This window comes from Saccharopolyspora hordei (assembly GCF_013410345.1).
GTDB classification, from domain to species: Bacteria; Actinomycetota; Actinomycetes; order Mycobacteriales; family Pseudonocardiaceae; genus Saccharopolyspora; species Saccharopolyspora hordei.
On record NZ_JACCFJ010000001.1, the window covers coordinates 2,012,163 to 2,038,727 of the forward strand.

The 26,565-nt window shown below is 73.2% G+C and carries 26 protein-coding genes; 18 read left to right on the forward strand and 8 right to left on the reverse strand.

The window, feature by feature from the left end:
* Positions 1–212: 212 nt before the first annotated feature.
* Entirely contained in the window at positions 213–956 is a 744-nt protein-coding gene (gene yaaA, locus HNR68_RS09470) for a peroxide stress protein YaaA (protein WP_179719608.1), read from the reverse strand.
* A gap of 78 nt (positions 957–1,034) precedes the next feature.
* Positions 1,035–2,333, reverse strand: coding sequence for a cytochrome P450 (locus tag HNR68_RS09475; protein WP_179719610.1), 1,299 nt, complete (start codon positions 2,331–2,333; stop codon positions 1,035–1,037).
* Positions 2,334–2,519: 186 nt separating this feature from the next.
* On the opposite strand from HNR68_RS09475, the gene HNR68_RS09480 reads away from it, so the two are divergent.
* Positions 2,520–4,265: a proline--tRNA ligase gene (locus HNR68_RS09480; protein WP_179719612.1), complete on the forward strand. Its 1,746-nt coding sequence runs from the start codon at positions 2,520–2,522 to the stop codon at positions 4,263–4,265.
* Between the two features lie 54 nt (positions 4,266–4,319).
* On the opposite strand, the gene HNR68_RS09485 is transcribed toward HNR68_RS09480, so the two are convergent.
* Both HNR68_RS09485 and HNR68_RS09490 read right to left on the reverse strand, forming a co-directional pair.
* A complete protein-coding gene (locus HNR68_RS09485) occupies positions 4,320–5,021 on the reverse strand; it encodes an HAD family hydrolase (RefSeq protein WP_179719614.1) in 702 nt (233 codons plus the stop codon).
* A 99-nt stretch (positions 5,022–5,120) separates the two neighbouring features.
* On the reverse strand, positions 5,121–5,531 hold the full coding sequence (locus HNR68_RS09490) for a YjbQ family protein (RefSeq protein WP_179719616.1): 411 nt from the start codon (positions 5,529–5,531) through the stop codon (positions 5,121–5,123).
* A gap of 95 nt (positions 5,532–5,626) precedes the next feature.
* Here HNR68_RS09490 and HNR68_RS09495 point away from each other — a divergent pair, with 95 nt between their 5' ends.
* Both HNR68_RS09495 and HNR68_RS09500 read left to right on the forward strand, forming a co-directional pair.
* Positions 5,627–6,676 (forward strand): aminotransferase class V-fold PLP-dependent enzyme, encoded by a 1,050-nt coding sequence (locus HNR68_RS09495; RefSeq protein ID WP_179719618.1) that lies wholly within the window; start codon positions 5,627–5,629, stop codon positions 6,674–6,676.
* A 55-nt stretch (positions 6,677–6,731) separates the two neighbouring features.
* A complete protein-coding gene (locus HNR68_RS09500; protein ID WP_179719620.1) occupies positions 6,732–7,601 on the forward strand; it encodes a hypothetical protein in 870 nt (289 codons plus the stop codon).
* A 10-nt stretch (positions 7,602–7,611) separates the two neighbouring features.
* Here the strand turns inward: HNR68_RS09500 and HNR68_RS09505 are convergent, their stop codons facing one another.
* Positions 7,612–8,058, reverse strand: coding sequence for a DUF4439 domain-containing protein (locus HNR68_RS09505; RefSeq protein ID WP_179719622.1), 447 nt, complete (start codon positions 8,056–8,058; stop codon positions 7,612–7,614).
* Positions 8,055–8,546, reverse strand: coding sequence for a hypothetical protein (locus HNR68_RS09510; protein WP_179719624.1), 492 nt, complete (start codon positions 8,544–8,546; stop codon positions 8,055–8,057). The genes HNR68_RS09505 and HNR68_RS09510 overlap by 4 nt, the downstream gene beginning before the upstream one ends.
* A gap of 245 nt (positions 8,547–8,791) precedes the next feature.
* Here HNR68_RS09510 and rimP point away from each other — a divergent pair, with 245 nt between their 5' ends.
* The 7 genes from rimP (at position 8,792) to HNR68_RS09545 (ending at position 15,887) form a co-directional block, all read left to right on the forward strand.
* The gene (rimP, locus tag HNR68_RS09515; protein ID WP_179724832.1) at positions 8,792–9,349 is read left to right on the forward strand and encodes a ribosome maturation factor RimP; all 558 of its coding nucleotides are present in this window, start codon (positions 8,792–8,794) and stop codon (positions 9,347–9,349) included.
* Positions 9,346–10,401, forward strand: a complete 1,056-nt coding sequence (gene nusA / locus HNR68_RS09520; RefSeq protein WP_179719626.1) for a transcription termination factor NusA — start codon at positions 9,346–9,348, stop codon at positions 10,399–10,401. The genes rimP and nusA overlap by 4 nt, the downstream gene beginning before the upstream one ends.
* A gap of 144 nt (positions 10,402–10,545) precedes the next feature.
* Entirely contained in the window at positions 10,546–10,821 is a 276-nt protein-coding gene (locus tag HNR68_RS09525; protein ID WP_380575351.1) for a YlxR family protein, read from the forward strand.
* Positions 10,822–10,913: 92 nt separating this feature from the next.
* Positions 10,914–13,787: a translation initiation factor IF-2 gene (gene infB / locus HNR68_RS09530; RefSeq protein ID WP_179719630.1), complete on the forward strand. Its 2,874-nt coding sequence runs from the start codon at positions 10,914–10,916 to the stop codon at positions 13,785–13,787.
* Positions 13,788–13,848: 61 nt separating this feature from the next.
* Positions 13,849–14,142, forward strand: coding sequence for a DUF503 domain-containing protein (locus HNR68_RS09535; protein ID WP_179724834.1), 294 nt, complete (start codon positions 13,849–13,851; stop codon positions 14,140–14,142).
* Positions 14,143–14,265: 123 nt separating this feature from the next.
* Positions 14,266–14,766, forward strand: coding sequence for a 30S ribosome-binding factor RbfA (gene rbfA, locus HNR68_RS09540; protein ID WP_179719632.1), 501 nt, complete (start codon positions 14,266–14,268; stop codon positions 14,764–14,766).
* 182 nt (positions 14,767–14,948) lie between these two features.
* Positions 14,949–15,887, forward strand: a complete 939-nt coding sequence (locus tag HNR68_RS09545) for a DHH family phosphoesterase (protein ID WP_343050030.1) — start codon at positions 14,949–14,951, stop codon at positions 15,885–15,887.
* 146 nt (positions 15,888–16,033) lie between these two features.
* Here the strand turns inward: HNR68_RS09545 and HNR68_RS09550 are convergent, their stop codons facing one another.
* The gene (locus HNR68_RS09550; RefSeq protein WP_179719636.1) at positions 16,034–16,561 is read right to left on the reverse strand and encodes a CGNR zinc finger domain-containing protein; all 528 of its coding nucleotides are present in this window, start codon (positions 16,559–16,561) and stop codon (positions 16,034–16,036) included.
* Positions 16,562–16,714: 153 nt separating this feature from the next.
* On the opposite strand from HNR68_RS09550, the gene HNR68_RS09555 reads away from it, so the two are divergent.
* A complete protein-coding gene (locus HNR68_RS09555) occupies positions 16,715–18,040 on the forward strand; it encodes an MATE family efflux transporter (RefSeq protein WP_179719638.1) in 1,326 nt (441 codons plus the stop codon).
* A gap of 4 nt (positions 18,041–18,044) precedes the next feature.
* Here the strand turns inward: HNR68_RS09555 and def are convergent, their stop codons facing one another.
* Entirely contained in the window at positions 18,045–18,545 is a 501-nt protein-coding gene (gene def / locus HNR68_RS09560) for a peptide deformylase (RefSeq protein ID WP_179719640.1), read from the reverse strand.
* 86 nt (positions 18,546–18,631) lie between these two features.
* On the opposite strand from def, the gene truB reads away from it, so the two are divergent.
* From truB to HNR68_RS09595, 7 genes are all read left to right on the forward strand, one after another.
* Positions 18,632–19,540, forward strand: coding sequence for a tRNA pseudouridine(55) synthase TruB (truB, locus tag HNR68_RS09565; protein ID WP_179719642.1), 909 nt, complete (start codon positions 18,632–18,634; stop codon positions 19,538–19,540).
* A 255-nt stretch (positions 19,541–19,795) separates the two neighbouring features.
* The gene (locus tag HNR68_RS09570) at positions 19,796–20,779 is read left to right on the forward strand and encodes a bifunctional riboflavin kinase/FAD synthetase (RefSeq protein WP_179719644.1); all 984 of its coding nucleotides are present in this window, start codon (positions 19,796–19,798) and stop codon (positions 20,777–20,779) included.
* Between the two features lie 167 nt (positions 20,780–20,946).
* Positions 20,947–21,429, forward strand: a complete 483-nt coding sequence (locus tag HNR68_RS09575; protein ID WP_179719646.1) for a helix-turn-helix transcriptional regulator — start codon at positions 20,947–20,949, stop codon at positions 21,427–21,429.
* Between the two features lie 91 nt (positions 21,430–21,520).
* On the forward strand, positions 21,521–22,093 hold the full coding sequence (gene thpR / locus HNR68_RS09580) for an RNA 2',3'-cyclic phosphodiesterase (RefSeq protein WP_218888243.1): 573 nt from the start codon (positions 21,521–21,523) through the stop codon (positions 22,091–22,093).
* Positions 22,094–22,235: 142 nt separating this feature from the next.
* Positions 22,236–22,505: a 30S ribosomal protein S15 gene (gene rpsO / locus HNR68_RS09585; RefSeq protein WP_179719648.1), complete on the forward strand. Its 270-nt coding sequence runs from the start codon at positions 22,236–22,238 to the stop codon at positions 22,503–22,505.
* Positions 22,506–22,748: 243 nt separating this feature from the next.
* Positions 22,749–24,989 (forward strand): polyribonucleotide nucleotidyltransferase, encoded by a 2,241-nt coding sequence (locus HNR68_RS09590; protein ID WP_179719650.1) that lies wholly within the window; start codon positions 22,749–22,751, stop codon positions 24,987–24,989.
* Between the two features lie 106 nt (positions 24,990–25,095).
* Entirely contained in the window at positions 25,096–26,439 is a 1,344-nt protein-coding gene (locus tag HNR68_RS09595; RefSeq protein WP_179719652.1) for a M16 family metallopeptidase, read from the forward strand.
* The last annotated feature ends 126 nt before the right edge of the window (positions 26,440–26,565 follow it).

A 26,565-nucleotide genomic window follows, 5' to 3' on the forward strand; every position in this document is an offset into this window, starting at 1 on the left:
GTCCGGATGCCGTGGTGCGCGAGAACGGCGCGCACGACCGTCACAACGGCCACCACGACGAACCTCCCTCCTCCAGACGGTGCGGACCACCGCGACGCGGACAGTGTCCACACCCAGAGCCGGGCAGCGCAACGGGTTCCCCGAGTGCCGATGCGCTGCGGTGCAGGGCTGGTGCGTGCCGGTGGTTCGCCGGAGGCGGCGTCGGGCTGACCTCAGGCGCGGACGACGACGCAGAGGGCGCGGTCGCCTTCGCGTTCCACCTGGAGCCCGGCGTCGCTCGCCACGGCGAGGACGTCGTCCACCGACTCCGGCTCCGCGGGTGCCTGGGCCAGGGCGCGGGCCAGCGTGCCCTTGTGCGCCTTGTTGTGGTGGCTGACCACCTTGCGCTTGCCCGTCGCGTCCTCCGACAGCACGCGGACCGTCACGGCGCCGGGGATCCGCGCCAGCGCGGCGTAGGCGCCGGAACGGAGGTCGACCACGAGGTCGTCGGTCGCGGCCAGGACAGGTTCCAGCACCGGCCGCCACACGCTGCGCAGCGGGCCGATGCCCGGCAGCGACGTGCCGCCGGAGAGCCGGTAGGCGGGGATCGCGTCCGTCCCGCGCACGATGCCGAACAGCGCCGACGCCACCGCGAGCCGCGCGTCGGCCTGCTTGCGCTCGGCCGGGGACAGCGACGGCACGTCGAGCGCGTCGTAGAGCACCCCGGTGTAGCGCTCCAGCGCCGGGGCGGTGGGCGCGTCCCACAGCTCGGCGTTGCGCCGGACCTCCTCGACCTGCCGCTCGGACAGGCCGAGCGCGTCCAGGCTCGCAGGCACGTCATCGGCCAATGTGGACAGTGCGGTGGCGAGTCGCTCCCGGGTCGGGTTCAGTTCCGGGTGCGAGAGCGCGCTCAGGTCGAGCGGCGCACCCGAGCCACCGGCCGACTTGGTCTCCGAGGGTGGAAGCAGCACCAGCACCCCACCAGGGTAGAGCGCCCCAGCAGACACCCGGCCACCCCGCGTCCGTGCCCGGGGGGCACGCGATGTCCACTCGGATCAGGTGGGGGAGAGGGGGCGGTCGGTGGTGACCGGGAGGGCGGCGAGGCCGTGGATGATCGACGTCGGGCGGTGGGTGGGGGTTCCCGCGCGGTGGAGGCCCGGGACGCGGGTGGCGAGGGCGCGGAAGGCGATCTCGGCCTCCATGCGGGCCAGCGGCGCGCCCAGGCAGTAGTGGATCCCCGAGGAGAACGCCAGGTGGTCGCCGCGGTCTGGGCGGTCGAGGTCGAAGCGGTCCGGGTCCGGGTGCACCGCGGGGTCGCGGCCCGCCGAGGCCAGCAGCACCAGCACCGGCGTGTCCACCGCCAGCTCGCGCCCGGCCAGTTCCACCGGTTCGTGCGCGATCCGCACGGTCATCTGCACCGGCGGGTCCCAGCGCAGCGTCTCCTCGACCACCGCCGCGGCCAGGTCCGGCTCGGCGCGCAGCCGCGCCCACTGGTCCGGGTGCCGCAGCAGCGCGAGCGTGCCGTTGCCGATGAGGTTCACCGTCGTCTCGAACCCGGCCACCAGCAGCAGGTCGCACAGCTGCAGCAGCTCGGAGCCGGTGAGCTCGTCGGCGTCCAGCGCCGCGACCAGGTCGCTGACGACGTCGTCGCCGGGGTCCGCGCGGCGCTGCTCGACCAGGTCCTCGAACAGCGCGTCCAGCTCGGTGAGCGACGCGCGCATCTGCCGCAGGTGGCGGGGCGAGCGGATGCCGTCCAGCGCCCCGGCCAGCACCCTGCCGTGGTGCGCCAGCCGCTGCGCGTCCAGCGGCGGCAGCCCCAGCAGCTCGCAGATCACCCGGATCGGCAGCGGCCCGGCGAAGTCCCGCACCAGGTCGAACTCGCCGCGTTCGGAGGCCCGGTCCAGCAGCTCGTCGGCGATCTGCTCGACGCGTCCCCGGTAGCCCTCCAGGCGGCGCGGTCGGAAGGCCGGCGCGGCGAGCTTGCGCAGCCGCGTGTGGTCCGGCGGGTCCAGCTCCAGCAGCGACAGCTGCAGGTCGACGGCCGCCGCGGTGGGGTCGGCGTAGGAGCCGTCGCTGGTGCGCACGCCGAACCGGCGGTCCCGCAGGACGGCGTCGCACAGCGCGTGCGTCGTGGCGGCCAGTGTCCCCAGCCGGCTGCGCACCAGCGGTCCCCGCTCGCGCAGCTGCCGGTGGACCGGGTAGGGGTCGTTCCGCCACGGCGCGTGCAGCAGGCGGGCGAGCGGTTCGCCGCGCCGGGCGAAGTACCAGGTCGCCGCGCCTTGTGCGACCAGCCGGGCGCCCAGGACGAGCTCGGCGGCCCAGCTCCGGCGGGCGCGGACGTGCGAAGCGGACATCGAGATCCCCTCAGCGATCAGACCCCCTCTGGTGAGGGAACCGCAGAACGGGCGCCCGCGGCAATGACCCGATCAGTTCCTCCGCCGCGCGAGCGACGGGCACAACCGGTAATCCGCTGGTGGCGGCCCCGGGGGCACTCGATACCCTGCCGGTGACGCATCAGCCCGGACGAGGAGCCAGTAGCCGTGATCACGAGGATGTCGACGTTGTTCCTGCGTACGCTGCGCGAGGATCCGGCCGACGCCGAGGTGCCGAGCCACAAGCTGCTCGTCCGCGCCGGCTACGTCCGCCGCATCGCTCCGGGCATCTACTCCTGGCTGCCGCTGGGGCTGCGGGTGCTGCGCAAGGTCGAGCAGATCGTGCGCGAGGAGATGGACGCCATCGGCGCCCAGGAGATCCACTTCCCGGCGCTGCTGCCCAAGGAGCCCTACGAGGCCACCGGCCGCTGGACCGAGTACGGCCCGCTGCTGTTCCGGTTGAAGGACCGCAAGGGCGCCGACTACCTGCTCGGCCCCACCCACGAGGAGCTGTTCACGCTCACCGTCAAGGGCGAGTACAGCTCCTACAAGGACTACCCGGTCATCCTGTACCAGATCCAGACCAAGTACCGGGACGAGGAGCGGCCGCGCGCGGGCATCCTCCGCGGGCGCGAGTTCGTGATGAAGGACTCCTACTCCTTCGACATCGACGACGAGGGCCTCAGCCGCTCCTACCAGCTGCACCGCGACGCCTACATCCGGATCTTCGACCGGGTCGGGCTGCGCTACGTGATCGTCTCGGCGACCTCCGGCGCGATGGGCGGCTCGGCGTCCGAGGAGTTCCTCGCCGAGAGCGAGACCGGCGAGGACACCTTCGTGCGCAGCACCGAGTCGGACTTCGCCGCCAACGTCGAGGCCGTGGTCACCCCGGTGCCGCCCGCCGAGCCGATCGAGGACAAGCCCGCCGCGCAGGTGCACCACACCCCCGGCACGCCGACCATCGAGACGCTGGTCGACTTCCTCAACGCCAACACCGACCGCAAGTTCACCGCGGCCGACACGCTGAAGAACGTGCTGGTCAAGACCCGCCAGCCCGGCGCCGAGGAGTGGGAGCTGCTGGCCGTCGGCGTGCCCGGCGACCGCGAGGTCGACATGAAGCGGCTGGAGGCCTCGCTGGCCCCCGCCGAGGTGGCGCTGCTGGAGGAGTCCGACTTCGCCGCCAACCCGTTCCTGGTCAAGGGCTACATCGGCCCGAAGGCGCTGCAGGACAACGGGGTCCGCTACCTCGTCGACCCGCGGGTGGTCCCCGGCACGGCGTGGGTGACCGGCGCGGACAAGCCCGACCACCACGTGGTGGACCTGGTGTGCGGCCGCGACTTCACCCCGGACGGCACCATCGAGGCCGCCGAGGTCCGCGAGGGCGACCCGTCGCCGGACGGCAAGGGCACCCTGGTCTCCGCGCGCGGCATCGAGATCGGCCACATCTTCCAGCTCGGCCGCAAGTACGCCGACGCGCTGGGCCTGGACGCGCTCGGCCAGGACGGCAAGCCGAAGCGGATCACCATGGGCTCCTACGGCATCGGCGTGTCCCGCCTGGTCGCGGCCATCGCCGAGCAGAGCCACGACGAGCAGGGCCTGGTCTGGCCGCGTGAGGTGGCCCCGGCCGACGTGCACGTGGTCATCGCGGGCAAGGACGACAGCGTCCGGGAGCGCGGCGAGGCGATCGCCGCCGAGCTGGACCGGGCCGGGGTGCAGGTGGTGCTGGACGACCGCACCGTGTCGCCGGGCGTGAAGTTCGCCGACGCCGAGCTGCTCGGCGTGCCGACGATCCTGGTGGTGGGCAAGGGCCTCACCCGGGGCGTCGTCGAGGTCCGCGACCGCCGCTCCGGCGAGCGCACCGAGGTCGAGGTGGACGGCGCCGTCGCGCACCTCGTCGACGTGGTGCGCGGCTGAGCACAGCGCACGCAGCGGGGCTCCCGGGCACGTCCCGGGGGCCCCGCTGCCGTCTCAGGCGGCCGACAGCGCGCTGAGCACCGCGCCGGTGTCGGCGAGGTCCGGCAGGACGGCGTGGGCGCCCGCGGCGCGGAGCTCGGCCTCGGCGCTGCCGCCGGTGGCCACGCCGACCGCGACCGCGCCGAAACGCAGCGCTCCCGCGACGTCGTGCGGGGTGTCGCCCACGACCACCACCGAGTCGGGGGCGATCGGCGTGCCGCAGCGGTCCGCGGCCTTGGCGACGGAGTCGCTGATGAGGTCGTGCCGGTGCACCGACCCGCCGCCGAAGCCGCCGATCTCGAAGTCGACGTGGTGGTGCAGGTCGAAGGCCTCCAGCTTGTGGAAGGCGACCTCGGCGAGGTTGCCGGTCACCAGGGTCTGCACGAACCCGGGCTCCTGCGCCAGCGCCGCCAGCGCCTGCGCCGCCCCGGGCAGCGCGGTGCCGCTCTCCGCCAGCTCGTCCCGGGTCTCGGCGACGGCGCTGGTCAGGGCGGTGAACATGGCGGCGATCGTGGGCTCGTCGGCGGGCACGCCGTGGTGCTCGAGGACGTCGGTGGTGATCGCCAGCTCGGTGCGGCCGGCGGTGTCCGGCATCCGCTGCAGCGTCCGGCCGGTGACCGCGGCGAGCGCCTGGCGGTACCAGCGGGGACCGAACCCGTGGGCGTTGATGAGCGTCGAGTCGATGTCCCAGAGCACGAGTCGCGTCACGGGCCCCATCCTGCCAGCTCACCGGCCCGTGGGGGCAGTGCGCGTCCGCCCGCGGGCGGGGCTCGGCGCCGGTGCGGGCCGCCCGCCGCACTGGTCCACAGTGGACGATCAGCCGGGCAGGAAGCTCAGCCGGACGCGCCGGACCGGGTTGTCCACGTTGGTGTCCACCAGGCACACCGACTGCCAGGTGCCCAGCGCCATCCGGCCGCCCAGCACCGGGACCGACGCGTACGGCGGGACGATCGCGGGCAGCACGTGGTCCCGGCCGTGGCCGTGCGAGCCGTGCCGGTGCCGCCACCGGTCGTCCTTGGGCAGCAGGTCGCGCAGCGCCGCGAGCAGGTCGTCGTCGCTGCCCGCCCCGGTCTCGATGATCGCCAGCCCGGCGGTCGCGTGCGGCACCCAGACGTGCAGCAGCCCGTCCCCGGCTCCCGCGGCGCGCAGGAACCGCTCGCACTCGGCGCTCAGGTCGTGGACGACCTCGACGGCTCCCGTGCGGACCTCGATCTCCTCGCTGTGCATGCCTCCACCATATGGCGCGGCCGCGCGGCGGTCGTGCGCGGAGAGGGACGGCCGAGCAGTTCCGGGATCGGCCCCCGCGGTGCGAGGATGCGGGAGTGCGAGAGGCATTCGGTGCTGGGTTCGACGTCCCGGACGGCTACCTGAACACCGCGAGCATCGGCGTCCCGCCCGCCGAGGTGGCCCGCGCGGTCGCCGAGGCGGTGCGCCGGTGGGGAAGCGGGCTGGACGGTCCCGAGGACTTCGAACCCGCCGTGGCCACCGCCCGCGCGGCCTTCGCCCGGCTGATCGGCACCACCGCGGACCGGGTGGCCATCGGCACCACCGCGTCCCAGCTCATCGGGCTCGTCGCGGCGAGCCTCCCGGACGGGGCACGGGTGCTGGTCGCCGAGGGCGACTTCACCAGCGTGCTCTACCCGTTCGCCGCCCAGCAGGACCGCGGGGTGCAGGTCACCGCGGTGGACCTGGAGCAGGTCCCCGCGCGCGCCGCCGAGCACGACGTGGTCGCGGTCAGCGTGGTGCAGTCCGCCGACGGCCGCATCGCCGACCTGGACGCGCTGCGCGAGGTCGCCGCGACGACCTCGACCCGGGTGCTGCTCGACGCCACCCAGGCGGTCGGCTGGCTGCCGCTGCGCCTGGACTGGGCGGACTGGGTGGTCAGCGCGGCGTACAAGTGGCTGCTGGCACCGCGCGGGGCGGCGTGGCTGGCCGTCCACCCCGACGCGCCGCCGCTGCGCCCCAGCAGCGCGAACTGGTACGCGGCCGACGACCCGTGGGCGAGCACCTACGGGCTGCCGATGCGGCTCGCCGGCGACGCCCGCGCGCTCGACCTCTCGCCGACCTGGTTCGCGCAGGTCGGCGCGGCCGTGGCGCTGGAGTGGCTGGCCGGGCTGGACATGGCCGAGGTCGCGGCGCACTGCGCCGGCCTGGCCGACGAGTTCCGGGCCGCGCTGGGGATGCCGCCCGCCGGGTCGGCGATCGTCTCGGTGCAGGACCCCGGCGCTGTGGCCAAGCTCACCGAGGCCGGGGTGGCCTGCGCGGCCCGAGCCGGTCGGGCACGCCTGTCGTTCCACCTGTACAACACCCGCGCGGACGTCGAGCGGGCGGTGCGAGCGCTGGGGGGAACGTCCGGGGTGTCCGTCTCGTGATACGCAACCGCTACCGTTGGATTCCGTGCCCGACCGAAGAGGTGCGCCCGAGGACATGACGGGTGAGCAAGCCAACACGCAGCGCGAAACCACTCCGCTCCGCCGCGACAACTCGCGGATCCAGCAGGATCGGGCACCGGTGGACTCCGGACCGGGGCAGACCACCCGGCCCGTCTTCCCGCCGCCGTCCCAGCCGGCACCCCCGCCCGGCCCGGCGCAGCAGACGAGCCAGCCCGGCTACCAGCACCCACCGGTGCAGCAGTCGTCCAACCCACCGGTGCGCCCGGTGGTGAACCCGCCGACCAGCAGGCAGCCGGTGCCCGAGCCGCCGCCCGCGGAGAAGCGGATCACGCCGCTGGGCTGGGTGCTGCGCGGCGCCGTGCTGGTCGCCATCTCGGTGGTCTCCGGGCTCGTCTGGCTGGCGGTCAAGCCGTCGCCGCCCGAAGAGGAGGCGGCGCCGCCGCCCCCGATGAAGTACCAGTTCGAGCCGCTCCGCCGGGAAGAGGGCTTCCGCGGCTGCCAGAACGTGTCGGACGACGCGATCCGGGAGTTCTTCAAGAACCAGGAGTGCGACCACCTCACCCGCGCCCTGTACGAGACCCGCTTGCCGGACGGCACCCGCGTGCTGACCTCGGTCGTGACCGTGCTCATGCCCGACGCGGAGAGCGCGCAGCGGCTCGACGAGCTGACCACCGAGGACGACACCGGCAACATCCGGGACCTGGTCGACGACGGCAGCGACAACACCAAGGACCTGCCCAAGCTGCACGACAAGGCCTACGCCTCGGACCGCCAGGACAACCTCGTGGTGATCGGCGACTCGGCGTACTTCGACAAGAAGACGAAGGAGAAGGACCCGGTCCTGCTCGACGTCACGCGGGAGGCCCTCAAGCTCGGCTGGCCGCAGGAGGACGCCCCGAGCTGAGCTGCGCGGATCAGGGCCGGCCGGGGAAGGCCTCCGCGGCCGGCTGCTGCCCGACGGTGAGCCGCCACCGGGTGGCGCGGGTCGCCGAGGTGGTGAGCCCGTCCAGCGCGGTGCGGCGCAGCCCGGGGTCGTCGGTGTTCTCCAGCACCGAGCGCCAGCCGACCTGGCAGTCCGACTCCGCCGTGATCAGCAGGTCGATGGCGGAGCGCTGGTCGGTCACCTGGGTGCGCGGGTCGTACGCGGGCTGCGCGGCCGGCGGGGTCTGCCCCGCGCCGCGGATCAGCTCCTCCGCCGCGTCGCGCAGCCTGCGGTGCTGGTCCGCCGCGTCGTCGATCGCGCTGCGCACCCGGGGTTCGCTGACGTAGGCGCTGGCGAAGCCGTGCACCCACACCGCCGCGTGCTCCGCGCCGAGGGCGCTGCGCAGCGCCGTGGCCGCCTCGTCCGAGAGCTCGGTCACCCCACCACCTCCAGCAGGCTCGCGCAGCTCGCCGAGACCGACCCCACGAGCCCCGCGCGGTGGGTCGGCAGCGTCGGCACGAGCTCCGCCGCGCGGTCCCGCGCCGCGGTGAGCGCGTCGGTCAACGCCGTCGTGGCCTCGCTCGCCGACCCGGGCGCCCGCCGCTGCGGGGGCTCCGGCACCGACGGCGGGTCCTCGGGATCGCGCGGGTTGACCCGGTCGATCTCCCGCTGCAGGGCACGGGCGTGCTCACCGCGGACGGCGGCGACCTCCTCGGCCACCGCGGCCAGGCCCGCGTGCGTCTCGGCCACCGCGCGGGCCAGCTGGGCGTCTGACTTGGCCGCCTTCGCCAGCGCCAGCAGCGGGTCGGGCTCGTCGGGAGCGGAGCTGCACGCCGTGGTCAGCGCGGCGACGACCGGGGAGGCCGCGATCATCCGCAGCACGCTGCGCCGCCCCAGCACCGACCGGGCTCGCGAGGGGGATTCCACGCCGACCTATCCTGCCAGGCGATCAATCCGCCCGGTGCCCGGGCACCAGCCCCGCCTTGATCCACTCGGTCCCGGCACGATCCGCCGATCGTAGGGATCCCACGGCGCGCTCGGGTGCGGACGGACGCGATACTCTGGGCGACCGCGACCAGGACGCGCAGCACTGGTCGCGAACCCGCGCGCGCCGTCCGGCGCCGCGAACCGCCAGGTCTGACCAGACCGCGATCGATCTCAGGGAGTGCCAATTGTCCAGCCCGCCGCGTGGTGAGATCACTGCGCAGCTGGAGCCCGTCGTAGCCGAGGCCGTGTCTCGGATGGGCTTCGACCTGGAGGAACTCGGCGTGCAGCAGGCAGGCCGCCGTCGCCTGGTCAAGGTCGTCATCGACTCCGACGACGGGGTCGGGCTCGACGACATCTCCGGCGTCAGCCGGGAGGTCTCGAAGGTGCTGGACGAGCACGAGCACGTCCTTGCCGGGTCCTACACGCTCGAGGTCACCTCGCCGGGCGTGGACCGGCCGCTGACCCGTCCGCGGCACTGGCGCCGAGCCCGCTACCGCCTGGTCAAGGTCCGCCTCGTCGGCGGCGAGAAGGTGGTGGCGCGCGTCGGAGCGGCCGATGATGACGGTGTCACCGTCTTGGTCGGCGGTGACCTGCGCCGACTGGCCTACCGCGACGTGGAGCGCGCGGTGGTCGAGGTGGAATTCCAGCAGCCACCGGCGGAGGATTTGGTCAAGCTGGAGCGTGCTGCGGGCGGCGTTCCCCCACAGGGGGACGACCGGGAAGACACGGAGGAGTCGAGGTGAACGTCGACATCGCGGCGCTGCGCGCGATCGAACGCGACAAGGACATCCCGTTCGAGACGGTCCTGGAAGCGATCGAATCGGCACTGCTGACCGCATACCGCCACACCGAGGGGCACCAACCGCACGCCCGGGTGGAGGTGGACCGCAAGACCGGCGTCGTGCGGGTCATCGCGCACACCTTGGCCCCGGACGGCAGTGTGCAGGAGGAGTGGGACGACACCCCGGAGGGCTTCGGGCGGATCGCGGCGACCACCGCGCGGCAGGTCATCCTGCAGCGGTTGCGCGACGCCGAGCACGAGCGCACCTTCGGCGAGTTCTCCGCCAAGGAGGGGGAGATCCTCGGTGGTGTCATCCAGCGCGACGCGCGGGCGAACTCGCGCGGCATGGTCATCGTGCAGGTCGGTGACAGCGAGGGCGTGATCCCGGCCGCCGAGCAGGTGCCCGGGGAGAACTACGAGCACGGCACCCGGATCAAGTGCTACGTCTACGGCGTCTCGCGCACCGCGCGGGGCCCGCAGATCTCGCTCTCGCGCACCCACCCGAACCTGGTGCGGCGGCTGTTCGCGCTGGAGGTCCCGGAGATCGCCGACGGCACCGTGGAGATCCCCGCGGTGGCGCGCGAGGCCGGGCACCGCTCCAAGATCGCGGTGCGCTCGACCGTGCCCGGGGTCAACGCCAAGGGCGCGTGCATCGGCCCGATGGGCGCGCGGGTGCGCAACGTGATGAGCGAGCTGGGCGGGGAGAAGATCGACATCATCGACTACTCCGACGACCCGGCGACCTTCGTCGGCAACGCGCTCTCCCCGGCCAAGGTGGTGTCGGTGGAGGTCGTCGACGAGCGCACCAAGACCGCCCGGGTGGTCGTGCCGGACTTCCAGCTCTCCTTGGCGATCGGCAAGGAGGGCCAGAACGCCCGGCTGGCCGCGCGGCTGACCGGCTGGCGCATCGACATCCGCAGTGACGCGGATCCCAGCACCAGCGCAGGCCCAGCGCACGCGGCTGGTCTGGACCCGGCGGTGGACGGTGTGCAGACCGCGGGTTCGGCCGAGTGACGTCTCGGGTTAGAATCGGTGGCAGGCTGACGCGAGGGAGCAACGATCCGCACACGTGTGTCCGGCGAGCACGGCGAGAGCCGTGGGCCGGTGCGTACCTGCGTGGGATGTCGGTCCCGGACGTCGCCAGCTGAGTTGCTGCGCGTGGTCGCCGAGGGCGCCGGGGCGTCTCCCGTCGTCGTTCCCGATCCCAGACGTCGGCGGCCGGGCCGGGGGGCCTGGTTGCACCCCGATCCGGCGTGCCTGCGTCTGGCCGAGCGGCGCCGGGCGTTCCCGCGTGCACTCCGGGTGCCGGGTCCGCTCGACACCACGGCCGTGCACGAGCACATCGGTGCCGGGCAGCGAGCAGCTCACGACAGGACCGACGCGGGACCCGTCCCGCGCCAGGCAACTGAAGGAAAGCAGGTCGACCCGTCATGAATCAGCCGTGAAGCTGAAGCCATGAACGCGCATCGGCGATAGGACGAGGTCGAGCGGGACTGCCGCCCGGCCTCACCCAGATGAGGAGAGCAGTGGCAGGCAAGGCCCGCGTGCATGAGCTCGCGAAAGAGCTCGGTGTTACCAGCAAGGAAGTACTGAACAAGCTCGCCGAGCAGGGCGAGTACGTGAAGTCTGCGTCCTCCACCGTGGAAGCCCCGGTGGCCCGCAGGCTCCGCGACGCGTACAAGTCGCAGAAGAAGGCCGACAGCGGCAAGCCCGCTCAGGCGGAGGCCAAGCCCGCGCGCCCGGAGGCCGGCGCGCCGAAGCCGGGTCCCAAGCCCGGCCCGAAGCCCGAGGCCCCGGCCGCGAAGGCCGAGCAGCAGCAGGTGCCCAAGCCGGGGCCGAAGCCGGGTCCCAAGCCCGGCCCCAAGCCGGAGCCGCCGGCCAAGCCGGCCGAGCAGGCCCCGGCGGCCAAGGCCGACCAGCAGGCGCCCAAGCCGGGCCCGAAGCCCGGTCCCAAGCCCGGTGGCGACGGGGACGCCGGTGTCGTCCCGCCGCGCCCGAAGGCGCCCAAGCCCGGCCCGCGCCAGCCGCGCGTCGGCAACAACCCGTTCGGCGTGGGCAGCGGCTCGCCGCAGTCCCGCGCACCGCGTCCGGGCCCCGGCCCGCGGCAGGGCGGTGGCCAGGGCGGCCCCGGTCGCCAGGGCGGCGACCGCCGTCAGGGCGGCGGCCAGGGTGCCGGTACCGCTCCGGCCGGCGGTGCGTCCGGCGGCGGCGCTCCGCGTCCGAACCCGGGCATGATGCCCCCGCGCCCGAACCCGGGCATGATGCCGCCCCGTCCGCCGCGCAGCGGTGGCGGTCCCGGCGGCGGTGGCCGTCCGGGCGGTGGCCGCGGTGGCCCCGGTGGCGGCGGTCGTCCGGGTGGCGGCGGTCGTCCCGGTGGTGGCGGCGGCTTCCGCGGTGGCGGTCCCGGCGCTCCCGCCGGTGGTGGCTTCCGCGGTCGTCCCGGCGGCGGTGGCCGTCCGGGCGGTGGCCGCGGTGGCGCGGCCGGTGCGTTCGGCCGTCCCGGTGGCCCCGCGAAGCGCGGCCGCAAGTCGAAGCGGCAGAAGCGCCAGGAGTACATGGAGAACATGCAGGCGCCGTCGGTCGGCGGCGTCCGGCTCCCGCGCGGCAACGGCGAGACCGTGCGCCTGCGCCGCGGTGCTTCGCTGAGCGACTTCGCCGAGAAGATCAACGCCAACCCGGCCTCGCTGGTGCAGGCGATGTTCCACCTCGGCGAGATGGTCACCGCGACCCAGTCCGTCTCCGACGAGGTGCTGGAGCTCCTCGGCCAGGAGATGAACTACAAGGTCGAGATGGTCTCGCCGGAGGACGAGGACCGGGAGCTGCTGGAGTCCTTCGACATCAGCTACGGCGACCCGGGCAGCTCCGACGAGGAGCTGCAGCCGCGTCCGCCGGTGGTCACCGTGATGGGTCACGTCGACCACGGCAAGACGCGACTGCTCGACACCATCCGGAAGTCGAACGTGCAGGCCGGTGAGGCGGGTGGCATCACCCAGCACATCGGCGCCTACCAGGTCGTCACCGAGCTGGAGGGCACCGAGCGGCCGATCACCTTCATCGACACCCCGGGTCACGAGGCGTTCACCGCCATGCGTGCCCGCGGTGCCAAGTCGACGGACATCGCCGTGCTGGTGGTGGCCGCCGACGACGGCGTCATGCCGCAGACGGTGGAGGCGATCAACCACGCCCAGGCGGCCGGGGTGCCGATCGTGGTCGCGGTCAACAAGATCGACGTCGAGGGCGCCAACCCGGACAAGATCCGCCAGCAGCTGACCGAGTACGGCCTGGTCGCCGAGGAGTACGGCGGCGACACCATGTTCGTCGACATCTCGGCGAAGCAGGGCACCAACATCGAGAGCCTGCTCGAGGCGATCCTGCTCACCGCGGACGCCACGCTGGACCTGCGGGCCAACCCGAACCTGTCCGCGCAGGGCGTGGCGATCGAGGCGCACCTGGACCGCGGTCGCGGTCCGGTGGCCACGGTGCTGGTGCAGCGGGGCACGCTCCGCGTCGGCGACTCGGTGGTCGCCGGGGACGCCTACGGCCGCGTCCGCCGGATGATCAACGAGAACGACGAGGACGTCACCGAGGCGCTGCCGTCGCGGCCGGTGCAGGTCATCGGCTTCACGTCGGTGCCGGGCGCCGGTGACACCTTCCTGGTGGTCGACGAGGACCGGGTGGCGCGGCAGATCGCCGACCGCCGCGGGGCTCGCATCCGGGAGGCGCAGAACGCGGCCAAGCGCAAGCGGGTCAGCCTCGAGGACCTGGACAAGGTGCTCAAGGAGACCAACCAGCTGAACCTGATCATCAAGGGCGACAACTCGGGTACCGTCGAGGCGCTCGAGGAGTCCCTGACGAAGATCGAGGTCGGCGACGAGGTCGAGCTGCGGGTCATCCACCGCGGCGTCGGTGGCATCAACGAGTCCGACATCAACCTCGCCACCGCGGAGAACACCATCGTCCTGGGCTTCAACGTCCGGGCCGAGGGCAAGGCGGCCGAGGTCGCCAACCGCGAGGGCGTGGAGATCCGGTACTACTCGGTGATCTACCGGGCCATCGAGGACATCGAGCAGGCGCTCAAGGGCATGCTCAAGCCCGAGTACGAAGAGGTCGAGCTGGGCAAGGCCGAGGTCCGCGAGATCTTCAAGTCCTCGAAGGTCGGCACGATCGCCGGTTGCATGGTCACCGAGGGCGTCATCAAGCGCAACGCCAAGGCCCGTCTGCTGCGGGACAACGTGGTGGTCGCCGAGAACCTCAGCATCAACTCGCTGAAGCGGTTCAAGGACGACGCCAACGAGGTCCGCGACGGCTTCGAGTGCGGTCTGACCCTGGGGTCGTTCAACGACATCAAGGTCGGCGACATCATCGAGCCGTACGAGATGCGCGAGAAGCCGCGCAGCTGAGCCGCAACGCGCAGGGGGCCGTCGACTGCGGCGGCCCCCTGCGTTCGTGGTGGGGGATCTCATGTACGTCGGTGTGCTCGAACTGGACGTGCTGCTCGGTGACGTCCACTCGCTGAAGCAGAAGCGCGCCGTGGTGCGGCCGGTGGTGGCCGAGCTGCGGCGGCGCTTCGAGGTCGCCGTCTCGGAGGCGGGCAACCAGGACCTGTACCGCCGCACACTGGTGGGCGTGGCGGCGGTGTCCAGCGACGCCGCGCACGTGCGCGAGGTGCTGGAGGCCTGCGAGCGGCTGGTCGCCGCGCGTCCCGAGCTCGAGCTGCTCTCGGCCCGGCACCGCATGGTCGGCCCGGAGGACTGATGAGCGGCGCGGGGACCGGCACCCGCGTGGGGCGCACAGCCCCGCACCCACGACTTCCCGGGACCGCGGCGCACCCGCGCCGCCGGCCCGCACAACCGAACCCATCCCTGAAGGAGGTGCGCCGTGGCTGATGCTCCGCGCGCCCGCAGGCTGGCCAAGCGGATCGCCCAGATCGTCGCTTCCGGCCTGGAGCACGAGGTCAAGGACCCGCGGTTGGCGATGGTCACCATCACCGACGCCCGGGTCACCCCGGACCTGCGGGACGCCACCGTCTACTACACGGTCTTCGGCGACGAGGCGGACTACGCCTCGACCGCAGCCGCGCTGTCCAGCGCGACCGGGGTGCTGCGCTCCCGCGTGGGCCAGCAGACCGGTGTGCGGTTCACGCCCACGCTGACGTTCGTCGCGGACACCGTGCCCGACAACGCGCGGCGCATGGAGAAGCTGCTCGCCAAGGCCAAGGAAGCCGACGCGGAGGTGGCCCGGCTGGCCTCCAGCGCGTCGCCCGCCGGAGACCCCGACCCGTACCGGACCAGCACCGACGATGACGAGCCCGACACCGACGGTGCGGGTGCGGAGTCGTTCTCCGACGCCGATGTGCGTCGTGGGCCACAGAGTGGTTGAGTCGCAGCGCGGCATCAGGTGCGTTGGGCGCCGGGGGTCACCGTGGCCTCCGATGCCGTGGAGGTGAACCTGTGCGCGGGCAACCCGTAGCCGACGGTCCGGGCGACCGGTCAGCAAGTGCAGAGGACCCGGTCGCGCCGGCTGTCGTGGAAGCCGCGCGCAGGCTGGCCGAGGCGACCGACGTGACGCTGTTCGCCCACGTCAACCCGGACGCCGACGCGCTCGGCAGCGCGCTCGCGCTGGGGCGGGCGCTGCGGCGGCGGGGTTGTGCCGTGCGGGTGTCGTTCGGCACCCCGGACCAGCCGCCGGCCTCGCTGCGCGACCTCGACGTGGACGGCCTGGTGGTGCCCGCCGACGAGGTGCCCGCCGCCCCGTCGACGCTCGTGGTGTGCGACACCGGCAGCCTGCAGCGGCTCGGCCGGTTGGCCGACCGGGTCGGCGCGACCATCGCGGCCGGTGGTGACGTCATCGTCCTCGACCACCACGTGTCGAACACGCGCTACGGCACGCTGCACGTGGTGGACGAGCGCGCCGAGGCGACCGTGGTGATCGTGCTGCGGCTGCTCGACGAGATGGGCGCGGCACTGGACCTGCCGACCGCGCGGTGCCTGTACGCGGGACTGGTCACCGACACCCGCTCCTTCCGGCACGCCGGCGCGCAGACCCACCGGGTGGCGGCGCGGCTGCTGGAGGCGGGGGTGGACCCCGAGGCCACCACGCGGCCGCTGCTCGACACCCACCCCTTCGGCTGGATGCGCATGCTCGCCGGGGTGCTCGGCGAGGCGCAGCTGGAGCCGTCCGCGGCGCGGGGGCTGGGCCTGGTGCACGCCACGGTCCGGCTCGCGGACTCCGCCGGTCTGCGCAGCGAGGAGCTGGACAGCGTCATCGACGTGCTGCGCACGACCAGTGAGGCGGAGGTGACGGCGGTGCTCAAGGAGATGGCGCCGCAGCACTGGTCGGTGTCGCTGCGCGCGGACAGCCGCCTGGACGTCGGCTGCGCGGCGGCGGCCTGCGGGGGCGGCGGTCACCGCCTGGCCTCGGGCTTCACCGCCCAGGGCGAGCCGGCGGACATCATCGCCTCCATCCGCAAAGCCCTCGACGAAGCCCCCTTGCTCGACTGAGGTGGGGGCACCTCCCGCCGACCCGTCCGCCTCGTGGGGGAGGCCTCGGCCAGGGTGGACGTGATCCCGATGGACGTCGCGAGCCTGGTTCCCACGGGAGTTGCGGTCCCCGGGCGCGCTCCCTGGGATGGGCACCGTGGGCCTCGTCAGCTGCGGCGGCGGGCTCGGAAGGCGGCGACGTGCACGCGGTTCGCGCAGCGGGGGGAGCAGAAGCGCTTGGCCTGGTTGGTCGAGGTGTCCAGGAAGTAGGTGTCGCAGCCGTCGGCCTCGCAGCGGCCCCAGCGGGCGGTCCCGTGCTGGACCACGCCCTGCGCCAGGCCCCACGCCGCGGCGGCGGCGACCTCGTCCACGGCCGGGGCGTCCGGGCCCGCGACGTGCACGTGCCAGTTCGGGCGACCGTCGCGGCCGCCGTGACCGGACAGCCGCGGGCGGGGCGGGTGCGCGGCGAGCAGCGCGTTGATCTCCGCCAGCACGGTGTCGGCGTCGTCGGCGACCAGGGCGTCCAGGGCCCGGCGCAGGCCGTCGGCGACCGCGCGCAGCACCGGCAGGTCCGCTTCGGCGAGGCGGTCGGCCCACCACGGCTCGTCGTGGAGGGCAGCGCGGACCGCGTCGAGGTCGCTCAGGTCGGCGTTGGCGATGCGGAGCGCCACCGCCGCGTAATCAGCGTTGTCCATCGACGGTCCTTACCGTAGCCTGAGATGTCAGGGGCGAAACCCGCATCCGCAGCTTATCTCGCCCGGTCCGGGCGGCGTTCCCGCGGAACCGCCACCGGGTAGTCCTCGCGCAGCGGCGCGCCACCCACCAGCAGCCACCGATCTGGAGGAAGTGTGTCCGAACCGGCGGAGCGCATCGCACCGCGGAGGGTGTTCGCGCTGGCAGTCCCGGCGCTCGGCGTGCTCGCCGCCGAACCGCTGTACGTGCTCGTCGACACCGCGGTGGTCGGGCACCTCGGCGCGGTCCCGCTGGCCGGTCTGGCGCTGGGCGGCACGCTGTTCACGCTGGTCTCCAGCCAGCTGACCTTCCTCACCTACGGCACCACCGCGCGCACCGCCCGCCTGCACGGCGCCGGCCGCCGCAAGGACGCGGTGGCCGAGGGCGTCCAGGCCACCTGGCTGGGCATCGCCGTCGGCATCGCGCTCATGCTGCTGGCGCAACTCGTCGCGGTACCGGTGACCGAACTGCTCGCCGGGCCGGGACCGGTCGCCGACGCCGCCGCGACCTGGCTGCGCATCGCGCTCTGCGGCGCTCCGCTCGTGCTCATCACGATGGCCGGCAACGGCTGGATGCGCGGCGTGCAGGACACCGTGCGACCGCTGCGCTACGTGCTGGTCGGCAACGGCGCCTCCGCCGTGCTCTGCCCGCTGTTCGTCTACCCGCTGGGCTGGGGCCTGGAGGGCTCGGCGCTGGCGAACCTCGTCGGCCAGAGCCTCGCGGCCGCGCTGTTCCTCCGGGCGCTCGTGGCGGAGCGGGCACCGCTCAAGCCGCACCCGGCGCTGATGCGCGCCCAGCTCGGACTCGGCCGCGACCTCGTGCTGCGCACCCTGGCCTTCCAGGTGTGCTTCCTGTCGGCCACGTCGGTGGCCGCCCGCACCGGCGCCGAGGCCGCGGCGGCGCACCAGGTGGTCTGGCAGCTCTGGACCTTCCTGTCGCTGGTGCTGGACTCGCTGGCGATCGCCGCGCAGTCCCTGGTCGGGGCGGCGCTGGGCGCGGGCTCGGCCTCGCGCGCCAAGGGCATCGCCAAGCAGGTCACCTGGTACGGCCTGGGCTTCGGCGTGGTGCTCGGGGTGCTGTTCGCCGCGCTCGCCGTGCCGCTGCCCGCGGTGTTCACCTCCGACAGCGCGGTGCTCGCCGAGGTCCCGCACGCCTGGTGGTTCTTCGTGGCCCTGCAGCCGGTGGCCGGGGTGGTGTTCGCCCTGGACGGCGTGTTCCTCGGTGCCGCGGACGCCGCCTACCTGCGCACCGCGACGCTGCTCAGCGCCTTCGTCGGGTACCTGCCGCTGATCTGGCTGTCGCTGGCGTTCGGCTGGGGCCTGGCGGGGATCTGGACGGGCCTGTCGGCGTTCATGGTGCTGCGCCTGGTCACGCTCCTGCTGCGCGCCCGGTCGGGGCGCTGGGCGGTCACCGGGGCGACGCGCCAGCCCACCACGGCCTGACCCGTCACCGCTGCCAGAACCACTCCTGCTCGCGGACCTGGCGGAAGGCCTCGCGGCGGGCCGCCGGGTCGAGGCGCTGGATGTAGACCGTGCCGTCGAGGTGGTCGGTCTCGTGCTGGAGGCAGCGCGCCATCAGCCCGCTGCCCGACACGGTGACCGGCTCGTTGTCCACGTCGACCCCGCGCACCACCGCGTGCTGCGCGCGGCGGGTGTCGAACCCGAGCCCGGGCAGCGACAGGCACGCCTCGACGCCGTCCTGGGTCTTCTCGGACAGCTCGACCACCTCGGGGTTGATCACGTAGCCGATCTCGCCGTCCACGTTGTAGCTGAACGCCCGCACGCCGATCCCGATCTGCGGGGCCGCCACCCCGGCGTGCCCCGGGGCGTCCACGGTGTCCAGCAGGTCCGCCACGATGGTGCGCAACCGCTGGTCGAACACCGTGACCGGGTCGGCGGGCATGCGCAGGACCGGGTCACCGAACAACCGGATCGGTCGATGAGCCACTGCCACCTCCTCGCTTCGGCCCCACCCTAGCGACGGTGCCGACCCAGGCGGTGACCGCCGGAGGAGATCGGGGATGATGGTGCGTCGTGTCCGAGCGCTCTCGAAAAGCACGCACCACCGTCCCGCCCGGCCTGCTCGTGGTCGACAAACCGGCGGGCATGACCTCGCACGACGTCGTCTCGCGGGTCCGGCGGACCATGGGCACCCGCAAGGTCGGCCACGCCGGGACCCTGGACCCGATGGCCACCGGAGTGCTGGTGCTGGGCCTCGAGCGAGCCACCAAGCTGCTCGGCCACCTGGCCCTGGACACCAAGGCCTACCTGGCCACCATCCGGCTGGGCGCGACCACCACCACCGACGACGCCGAGGGCGAGGTCGTGTCCGAGGTGGACGCCTCCGGCACCGACGAGGCGGCCATCCGCGCCGGGGTCGCCGAGCTGACCGGGGAGATCCAGCAGGTGCCCAGCGCGGTCAGCGCGGTGAAGGTCAACGGGCGCCGCGCCTACGACCTCGCGCGCAGCGGGGAGCAGGTCGAGCTGGCGGCCCGGCCGGTCACCGTCTCCCGCTTCGACGTGCTCGACCTGCGCCGCACCGAGCGCACCACCGAGCTGGACGTGCTGGTCGAGTGCTCGTCCGGGACCTACGTGCGGGCGCTGGCCCGCGACCTGGGGGCGAGCCTCGGGGTCGGCGGTCACCTCGGCGAACTGCGCCGGACCCGGGTTGGCCCGTTCGGGCTGGCCACCGCGCGCACCCTGGAGCAGCTGGAAGCCGAGCCGGGCCTGTCGATGGGCATCGACGAAGCGGTGGAGACGGCGTTCCCGCGCCGCAACGTGGACGCCGCCGTCGCCCGCGCCCTCGCGCACGGCCAGGCGGTGCCCGCCGCCGGTGTCGAGGGCACCTACGGGATGTTCGACCCGGACGGCCGGGCCGTCGCGCTGGTCCGCGACCGGGGCCGCACGGCCAAGCCGGTGCTGGTGATCACCCCGGCGGGGTGACCGGAACGTCCGGGTTCCGCGCACGGTCCCGGTGCTGTGCGTCACCCCGGCTGACGCCGTGCGGGTCGCGGTGAACACCGGCGAGCTGGACGTGTTCGGGGCGCTGTGCCCGGGTTCGGCCGTGGACGTCTCGGCCTTCGGCGCGGGCGTCAGCTGACCGCCGGTCGCGGGCGCGCGGCGGCACCGCTGCGCGCCCGCCACCCGGGGAGGACGGTGTTCCGGCGCTCGGGCGGTCGCGCAGTAGGCTTCGTGGTCGTGCAGCGATGGCGTGGTTTGGAGCAGCTCCCCGGCGGCTGGGGCCGGTGCGTGGTCACCATCGGTGTCTTCGACGGCGTGCACCGGGGGCACCAGCAGCTGATCTCGCACGCGGTGCGCCAGGCGCGGCGCCGCGGGGTGCCCTGCGTGCTGATGACCTTCGACCCGCACCCCTCGGAGGTGGTGCGGCCGGGCAGCCACCCGGCACAGCTGACGACGCTGCGGCGGCGGGCGGAGCTGGTCGAGCAGCTCGGCGTGGACGTGTTCTGCGTGCTGCCGTTCACCCGCGAGGTCTCCCGCGTCCCGGCCGAGGAGTTCGTGCACGAGGTCCTGGTCGAGAAGCTGCACGCGGCCGAGATCGTGGTGGGGGAGAACTTCACCTTCGGCCACAAGGCGGCCGGCAACATCGACCTGCTGACCAAGCTGGGGGAGCGGTTCGGCTTCGAGGTCTCCTCCGACGCCCTGCTGTCCGGCCCGGTCGAGCGCGCCGACGACCCGTCGGGCACCTCGGTGACGTTCTCGTCGACCTACATCCGGTCGTGCATCGACGCCGGTGACGTCGTGGCCGCGGCGTCCGCGCTGGGCCGCTACCACCGGCTGGAGGGCATCGTGGTGCGCGGGGCGGGCCGCGGCGGCACGGAGCTCGGCTTCCCCACCGCGAACCTGTCCACCCCGCCGCACGCGGCGATCCCGGCCGACGGCGTCTACGCCTGCTGGTTCACGCACCGCCACCGGGGTTCGGGCGAGCCCGGGCCCACCCTGCCCGCGGCGGTCTCGGTGGGCAGCAACCCGACCTTCTCCGGCACCGAGCGCACCGTCGAGGCCTACGTCCTCGACGTCGACGCCGACTTCTACGGCGAGCACGTCGACCTGGACTTCGTGCGCCGGCTGCGGGCGATGGAGCGCTACGACACCGTCGACGCGCTGGTCGAGCAGATGCGCCACGACGTCGCCGAGACCCGCCGCGTGCTGGCGGACGGGTGAACTCCGGCATGTCGACTCCCCGAACAGAGCAGCCGAGGCCGCTGATCGGTGCACGCAACCCCGGGCACATTTCCGATTCGCGCTCACGTCTGGCCGATGACCTGGCAGTATCCAGAGTCGGAGCGGCCGGACGTGATCGGGTCGGCGCCAAGAACGGGGGAGCGAAGGTGGCGGAGAGCAGCAACGTCCAGCGGAACCTGGCCCTGCAGCGGCAGTGGTACGGAGAACCGCTGGGGGACCGGGTGCGCCGCCTGGTCGTCGCCTTCCGCATCTCGCAGGCGCAGCTCGCCGACGTGCTCGGCATCAGCGCGCCCATGCTCAGCCAGGTCATGAGCGGCCGCCGCGCCAAGATCGGCAACCCGCAGGTGCTGGCCCGCCTGGTGATGCTCGAGCGCAAGGTGCTCATCCCGGGCGTCGCGGCCGGTGATTCCGAGGCGATCAGGCAGGCGCTGGAGGACGTCCGGCAGTCGCAGCCGTCGGTGGGCCGGGACAACCTGCCGGTCAAGCACGCCGCCAACGGCGAGGAAGCGGCCTGGCCGGTGCTGCGCGAGGTGGCCGGGGCCACCGAGCTGGAGGCGGCGGCGTCCATCCTGGAGGGCCGCTACCCGGCGCTGGCCGGGCTGCTGCGCCGCGCCGCCAACGCGGACTGACCGGGTTCCGCCTGCTGGGGACCGCGGCGTCGGCTGGAATGGGAGCGGGCGATCCGCGTCGGGTCGGGGTGCCTCGGGACTTCGGGGGTGGATGGTGCGCTTGTTCACCGCGGTGTGGCCGTCGGAGGAGGCGGTGCGGCACCTGTCCGCCGCCGTGGACCGGCTGGACCCGGACGGGGTGGCCCGGGCGGCCGCCGGGCTGCGGAAGTTCCGGTTCAGCCCGGCCGAGCGCTGGCACCTCACGCTGTGCTTCCACGGCGACGACGCCGACCCGGAGCACGTCACCGAGCGCCTGGAGCGCCGGGTCGCCCGGCTGCGGGCCACCGACCCCGCGCCGCCGCGGCTGCGGCTGGCCGGCAGCGGGGCGTTCCGCAGCGTGCTGTGGGTCGGCGTCGAGGCGGCCACCCCGGAGGACGACCGGGTGCTGCGCGCGATGGTGCACGCCGCCGGCGGCGACCCACACGGCTACCGGGCGCACCTGACCGTCGCGCGCTGGGTGGCCGGGCGGGCCGACCGGGAGCGGCTGGGCGAGCTGCTCGCCGACTACTCCGGTCCCTGGTGGCACGCCCGCGAGCTGGCCGTGGTGCGCAGTGACCTGGGCGAAGGCGGCCCGACCTACCGGGCGGTCCACCACGTCGGGGTGACGCGCGAGTCCACGGGCTGACCCGGTAGGAGCGGTCCGCCCTGATATCCTCCCAGTGGGAGGGCTGCAGTCCGTGGTGGCCGCTCCCGGTCGAGGCTTCGACCCGTCCCCGGCCACGGAGGTCGGGCGCAACCGACACGGGACACCGAAGGAGAGTCAACTCGTGGCGTTGTCCACTGCGGAGAAGAAGCAGATCCTGGCCGAGTACGGCCTCAAGGAGGGCGACACCGGTTCGCCGGAGGCCCAGGTGGCCCTGCTGACCAAGCGGATCATCGGGCTGACCGAGCACCTCAAGTACCACAAGCAGGACCACCACTCGCGGCGTGGCCTGCTGTTGATGGTCGGTCGTCGCCGCCGTCTGCTCAACTACCTGATGAAGGTGGACATCGAGCGCTACCGGTCGCTCATCAAGCGACTCGGCCTGCGCCGTTGACCAACGCCGAGGGGAGTGGCCGTCGGGCCGCTCCCCTCGGTGCATGGACGGGCGTTCCGGCGCCCGAGCAAGTGAAGAGCGCTCACGGTGGCACGCACCGGGCTAGCGTCCGCCGGTCCTCGGTAGTGGCTGCCGGGCAAGTCGTCGACACAGACGTTCCCGGGGGCTTCGATCGATGGCCGGCCTCGTCGGACCACGACCCGGATGCACCTGCCGTGGGCCTCGTGAGGATGAGGAGTCATCTTGACCGAACCCCAGATCGACGAGGGTGTGTACGAAGCGACCGCCGTGCTGGACAACGGCGCCTTCGGCACCCGCACCGTCCGGTTCGAGACCGGACGGCTGGCCAAGCAGGCCGCCGGCAGCGTCGTCGCCTACCTCGACGACGAGACCATGGTGCTGTCCGCCACCACGGCCTCCAAGCAGCCCAAGGAGCACTTCGACTTCTTCCCGCTGACGGTCGACGTCGAAGAGCGGATGTACGCGGCGGGCCGCATCCCCGGCTCGTTCTTCCGGCGCGAGGGCCGGCCGTCCACCGACGCGATCCTGACCTGCCGGCTGATCGACCGGCCGCTGCGCCCGTCCTTCGTGGACGGCCTGCGCAACGAGGTCCAGGTCGTCGTCACCGTGATGAGCCTGGCGCCGGGTGACCTCTACGACGTGCTGGCGATCAACGCCGCGTCGGCGTCCACGCAGGCCTCCGGTCTGCCGTTCTCCGGCCCGATCGGCGGCACCCGGATGGCGCTGATCGACGGCCAGTGGGTGGCCTTCCCCACCCACGACCAGCTGGAGCGCGCCGTGTTCGACATGGTCGTGGCGGGCCGCATCGTCGGCGACGACGTGGCGATCATGATGGTCGAGGCCGAGGCCACCGAGAACACCGTCAAGCTGGTGGCCGAGGGCGCGCAGGCGCCGACCGAGGAGGTCGTGGCCGAGGGCCTCGAGGCCGCCAAGCCGTTCATCCGGACCCTGTGCCACGCGCAGCAGCAGCTCGCGCAGGCGGCCGGCAAGGCCGCCCAGGAGTTCCCGGTGTTCCCCGCCTACGCCGAGGACGCCTACACCGCCGTCGAGCAGGCGGTCTCGACCGAGCTGGCCGAGGCGCTGAAGATCGCCGGCAAGCAGGAGCGCGAGAACCGCCTCGACGAGATCAAGGCGTCGCTGCTGGAGAAGGTCGGCATCGGCGAGGGCGAGCCGTTCGAGGGCCGGGAGAAGGAGCTCGGCGCCGCGTTCCGCTCGCTGACCAAGAAGCTGGTGCGGCAGCGGATCATCCGCGACCAGGTGCGCATCGACGGCCGCGGCCTGACCGACATCCGCAGCCTGTCCGCCGAGGTCGGTGTGGTCCCTCGGGCGCACGGCTCGGCGCTGTTCGAGCGCGGCGAGACCCAGATCCTGGGTGTGTCCACGCTGAACATGCTGCGCCTGGAGCAGACCATCGACTCGTTGTCGCCGGAGACGACGAAGCGGTACATGCACCACTACAACTTCCCGCCGTACTCGACCGGTGAGACGGGTCGGGTCGGCAGCCCGAAGCGGCGCGAGATCGGCCACGGTGCGCTGGCCGAGCGCGCGCTGGTGCCGGTGCTGCCGTCGCGCGAGGAGTTCCCGTACGCCATCCGGCAGGTCTCCGAGGCGCTGGGCTCCAACGGCTCGACCTCGATGGGCTCGGTCTGCGCCTCGACGCTGTCCCTGCTCAACGCGGGTGTGCCGCTGAAGGCGCCGGTGGCCGGCATCGCGATGGGCCTGGTCTCCGACGAGATCGACGGCAAGACCCACTACGTGGCGCTGACCGACATCCTCGGCGCCGAGGACGCCTTCGGCGACATGGACTTCAAGGTCGCCGGCACCCGGGAGTTCGTGACCGCCCTGCAGCTGGACACCAAGCTGGACGGCATCCCGTCCGAGGTGCTGGCCCAGGCGCTCGGCCAGGCCCGCGACGCCCGGTTCACGATCCTCGACGTGATGGCCGAGGCGATCGGCAAGCCGGACGAGATGAGCCCGCACGCCCCGCGCGTGACCTCCATCAGCATCCCGGTCGACAAGATCGGCGAGGTCATCGGCCCGAAGGGCAAGATGATCAACTCGATCACCGAGGAGACCGGCGCGGAGATCACCATCGAGGACGACGGCACCATCTACGTCGGTGCCGCCGACGGCCCGTCCGCCGAGGCCGCGATCGACAAGATCAACGCCATCGCCAACCCGCAGCTGCCGAAGGTCGGCGAGCGCTTCCTGGGCACCGTGGTCAAGACCGCGGCGTTCGGCGCGTTCGTCTCGCTGCTGCCGGGCAAGGACGGCCTGGTGCACATCTCCAAGCTCGGCAACGGCAAGCGCATCGGCAAGGTCGAGGACGTGGTGAACGTCGGCGACAAGCTGCGCGTGGAGATCGCCGACATCGACAGCCGCGGCAAGATCAGCCTGGTGCTGGTCGACGACGAGGACGAGAAGTCCTCGGCCAAGCCGGAGGCGCAGACGTCGGAGCAGTGATCTGCGACTGAGCGACGCAGCGGCCCGTCCCGGCACGTCCGGGGCGGGCCGTACCTTCGTGGGCAGGGCCCTGCCCACCGTTCCACTCGGACACACGCGTGAGGACATGAAGCAGCAGAAGCGAACAGTCGGTGGTCACCTGCAACGGCCCGGGACCACCCGGGTCCTCGGGCGCAGCGGGGACGTCGCCGTCCGGCGCACCGTGCTGCCGGGCGGTCTGCGGGTGCTGACCGAACCGGTGCCCGGCGTGCGGTCGGCCTCGGTCGGCATCTGGGTCGGCGTGGGTTCGCGCGACGAGACCAGGTCGCAGGCCGGCGCCGCGCACTACCTCGAGCACCTGCTGTTCAAGGGCACCGCGAAGCGCACCGCGGTGGACATCGCGCAGGAGATCGACGGTGTCGGCGGCGAGCTCAACGCCTTCACCGCCAAGGAGCACACCTGCTACTACGCGCACGTGCTGGACCGCGACCTGCCGCTGGCCGTGGACATGCTCTGCGACGTGGTCTTCGACGCGGTGAACGCCAGCTCCGATGTGGACGTCGAGCGCAGCGTGGTGCTCGAGGAGATCGCGATGCGCGACGACGACCCCGAAGACCTGCTGCACGAGCTGTTCAACTCGGCGGTGCTCGGCGACCACCCGCTCGGCCGCTCGGTGCTCGGCACCGAGGAGTCGATCACCGCCATGACGCGGGCCCGCGTGCACGGCTTCTACCGCAGCCGCTACGCGATGCCGAAGATGGTGGTCGCCGCCGCGGGCAACGTCGAGCACGGGCAGGTGCTGCGGCTGGTCCGCAAGGCCCTCCGCGACCGCCTCACCGGTGACGAGCGGCCCGCGCCGCCGCGCACCGGACGCGCCCGGCTGCCGCGGCAGCAGCGCATGGTGCTGCAGCCGGACGACACCGAGCAGGCCCACGTCATGCTGGGCTGCCGCAGCTTCGACCGCTACGACGAGCGCCGCTTCGCGCTCGGGGTGCTCAACGCCGCGCTCGGCGGTGGCATGAGCTCACGGCTGTTCCAGGAGGTGCGCGAGCGGCGCGGGCTGGCCTACTCGGTCTACTCCTCGACCACGGCGTACTCCGACACCGGCACCTTCTCGGTCTACGCGGGCTGCGCGCCCGACCGGCTCGGCGAGGTCGCGACCGTGGTCCGGGACGTGCTCGCGGACGTCGCCGCGGAGGGCCTGACCGAGGAGGAGGTCGAGCGCGGCCGCGGTCAGCTGCGCGGTGGTCTGGTGCTCGGCCTGGAGGACAGCGCCGCCCGGATGAGCCGCATCGGCAAGACCGAGCTCAACTACGGCCGGCACTTCACGGTGGAGCAGACCCTGGAGCGGATCGACGCGGTCACCGTCGAGGACGTGGCCGAGCTGGCGGCGGACCTGCTCCGGCGGCCCCTCACCACGGCCGTCGTCGGCCCCTACGACACCGTCGACGACCTCCCCGAGGGAGTGTGACCCCGCTGCCCCCGGGGTGACGCGATCCCGTGGGGCGGTCGCCCATCCCCGTGAGGTCGTCACCTCCGGAGGTGTGCGACCCCCGTGGAGGTCGCAGGTCCAACTCCCACGCGAATCGCGTCCACC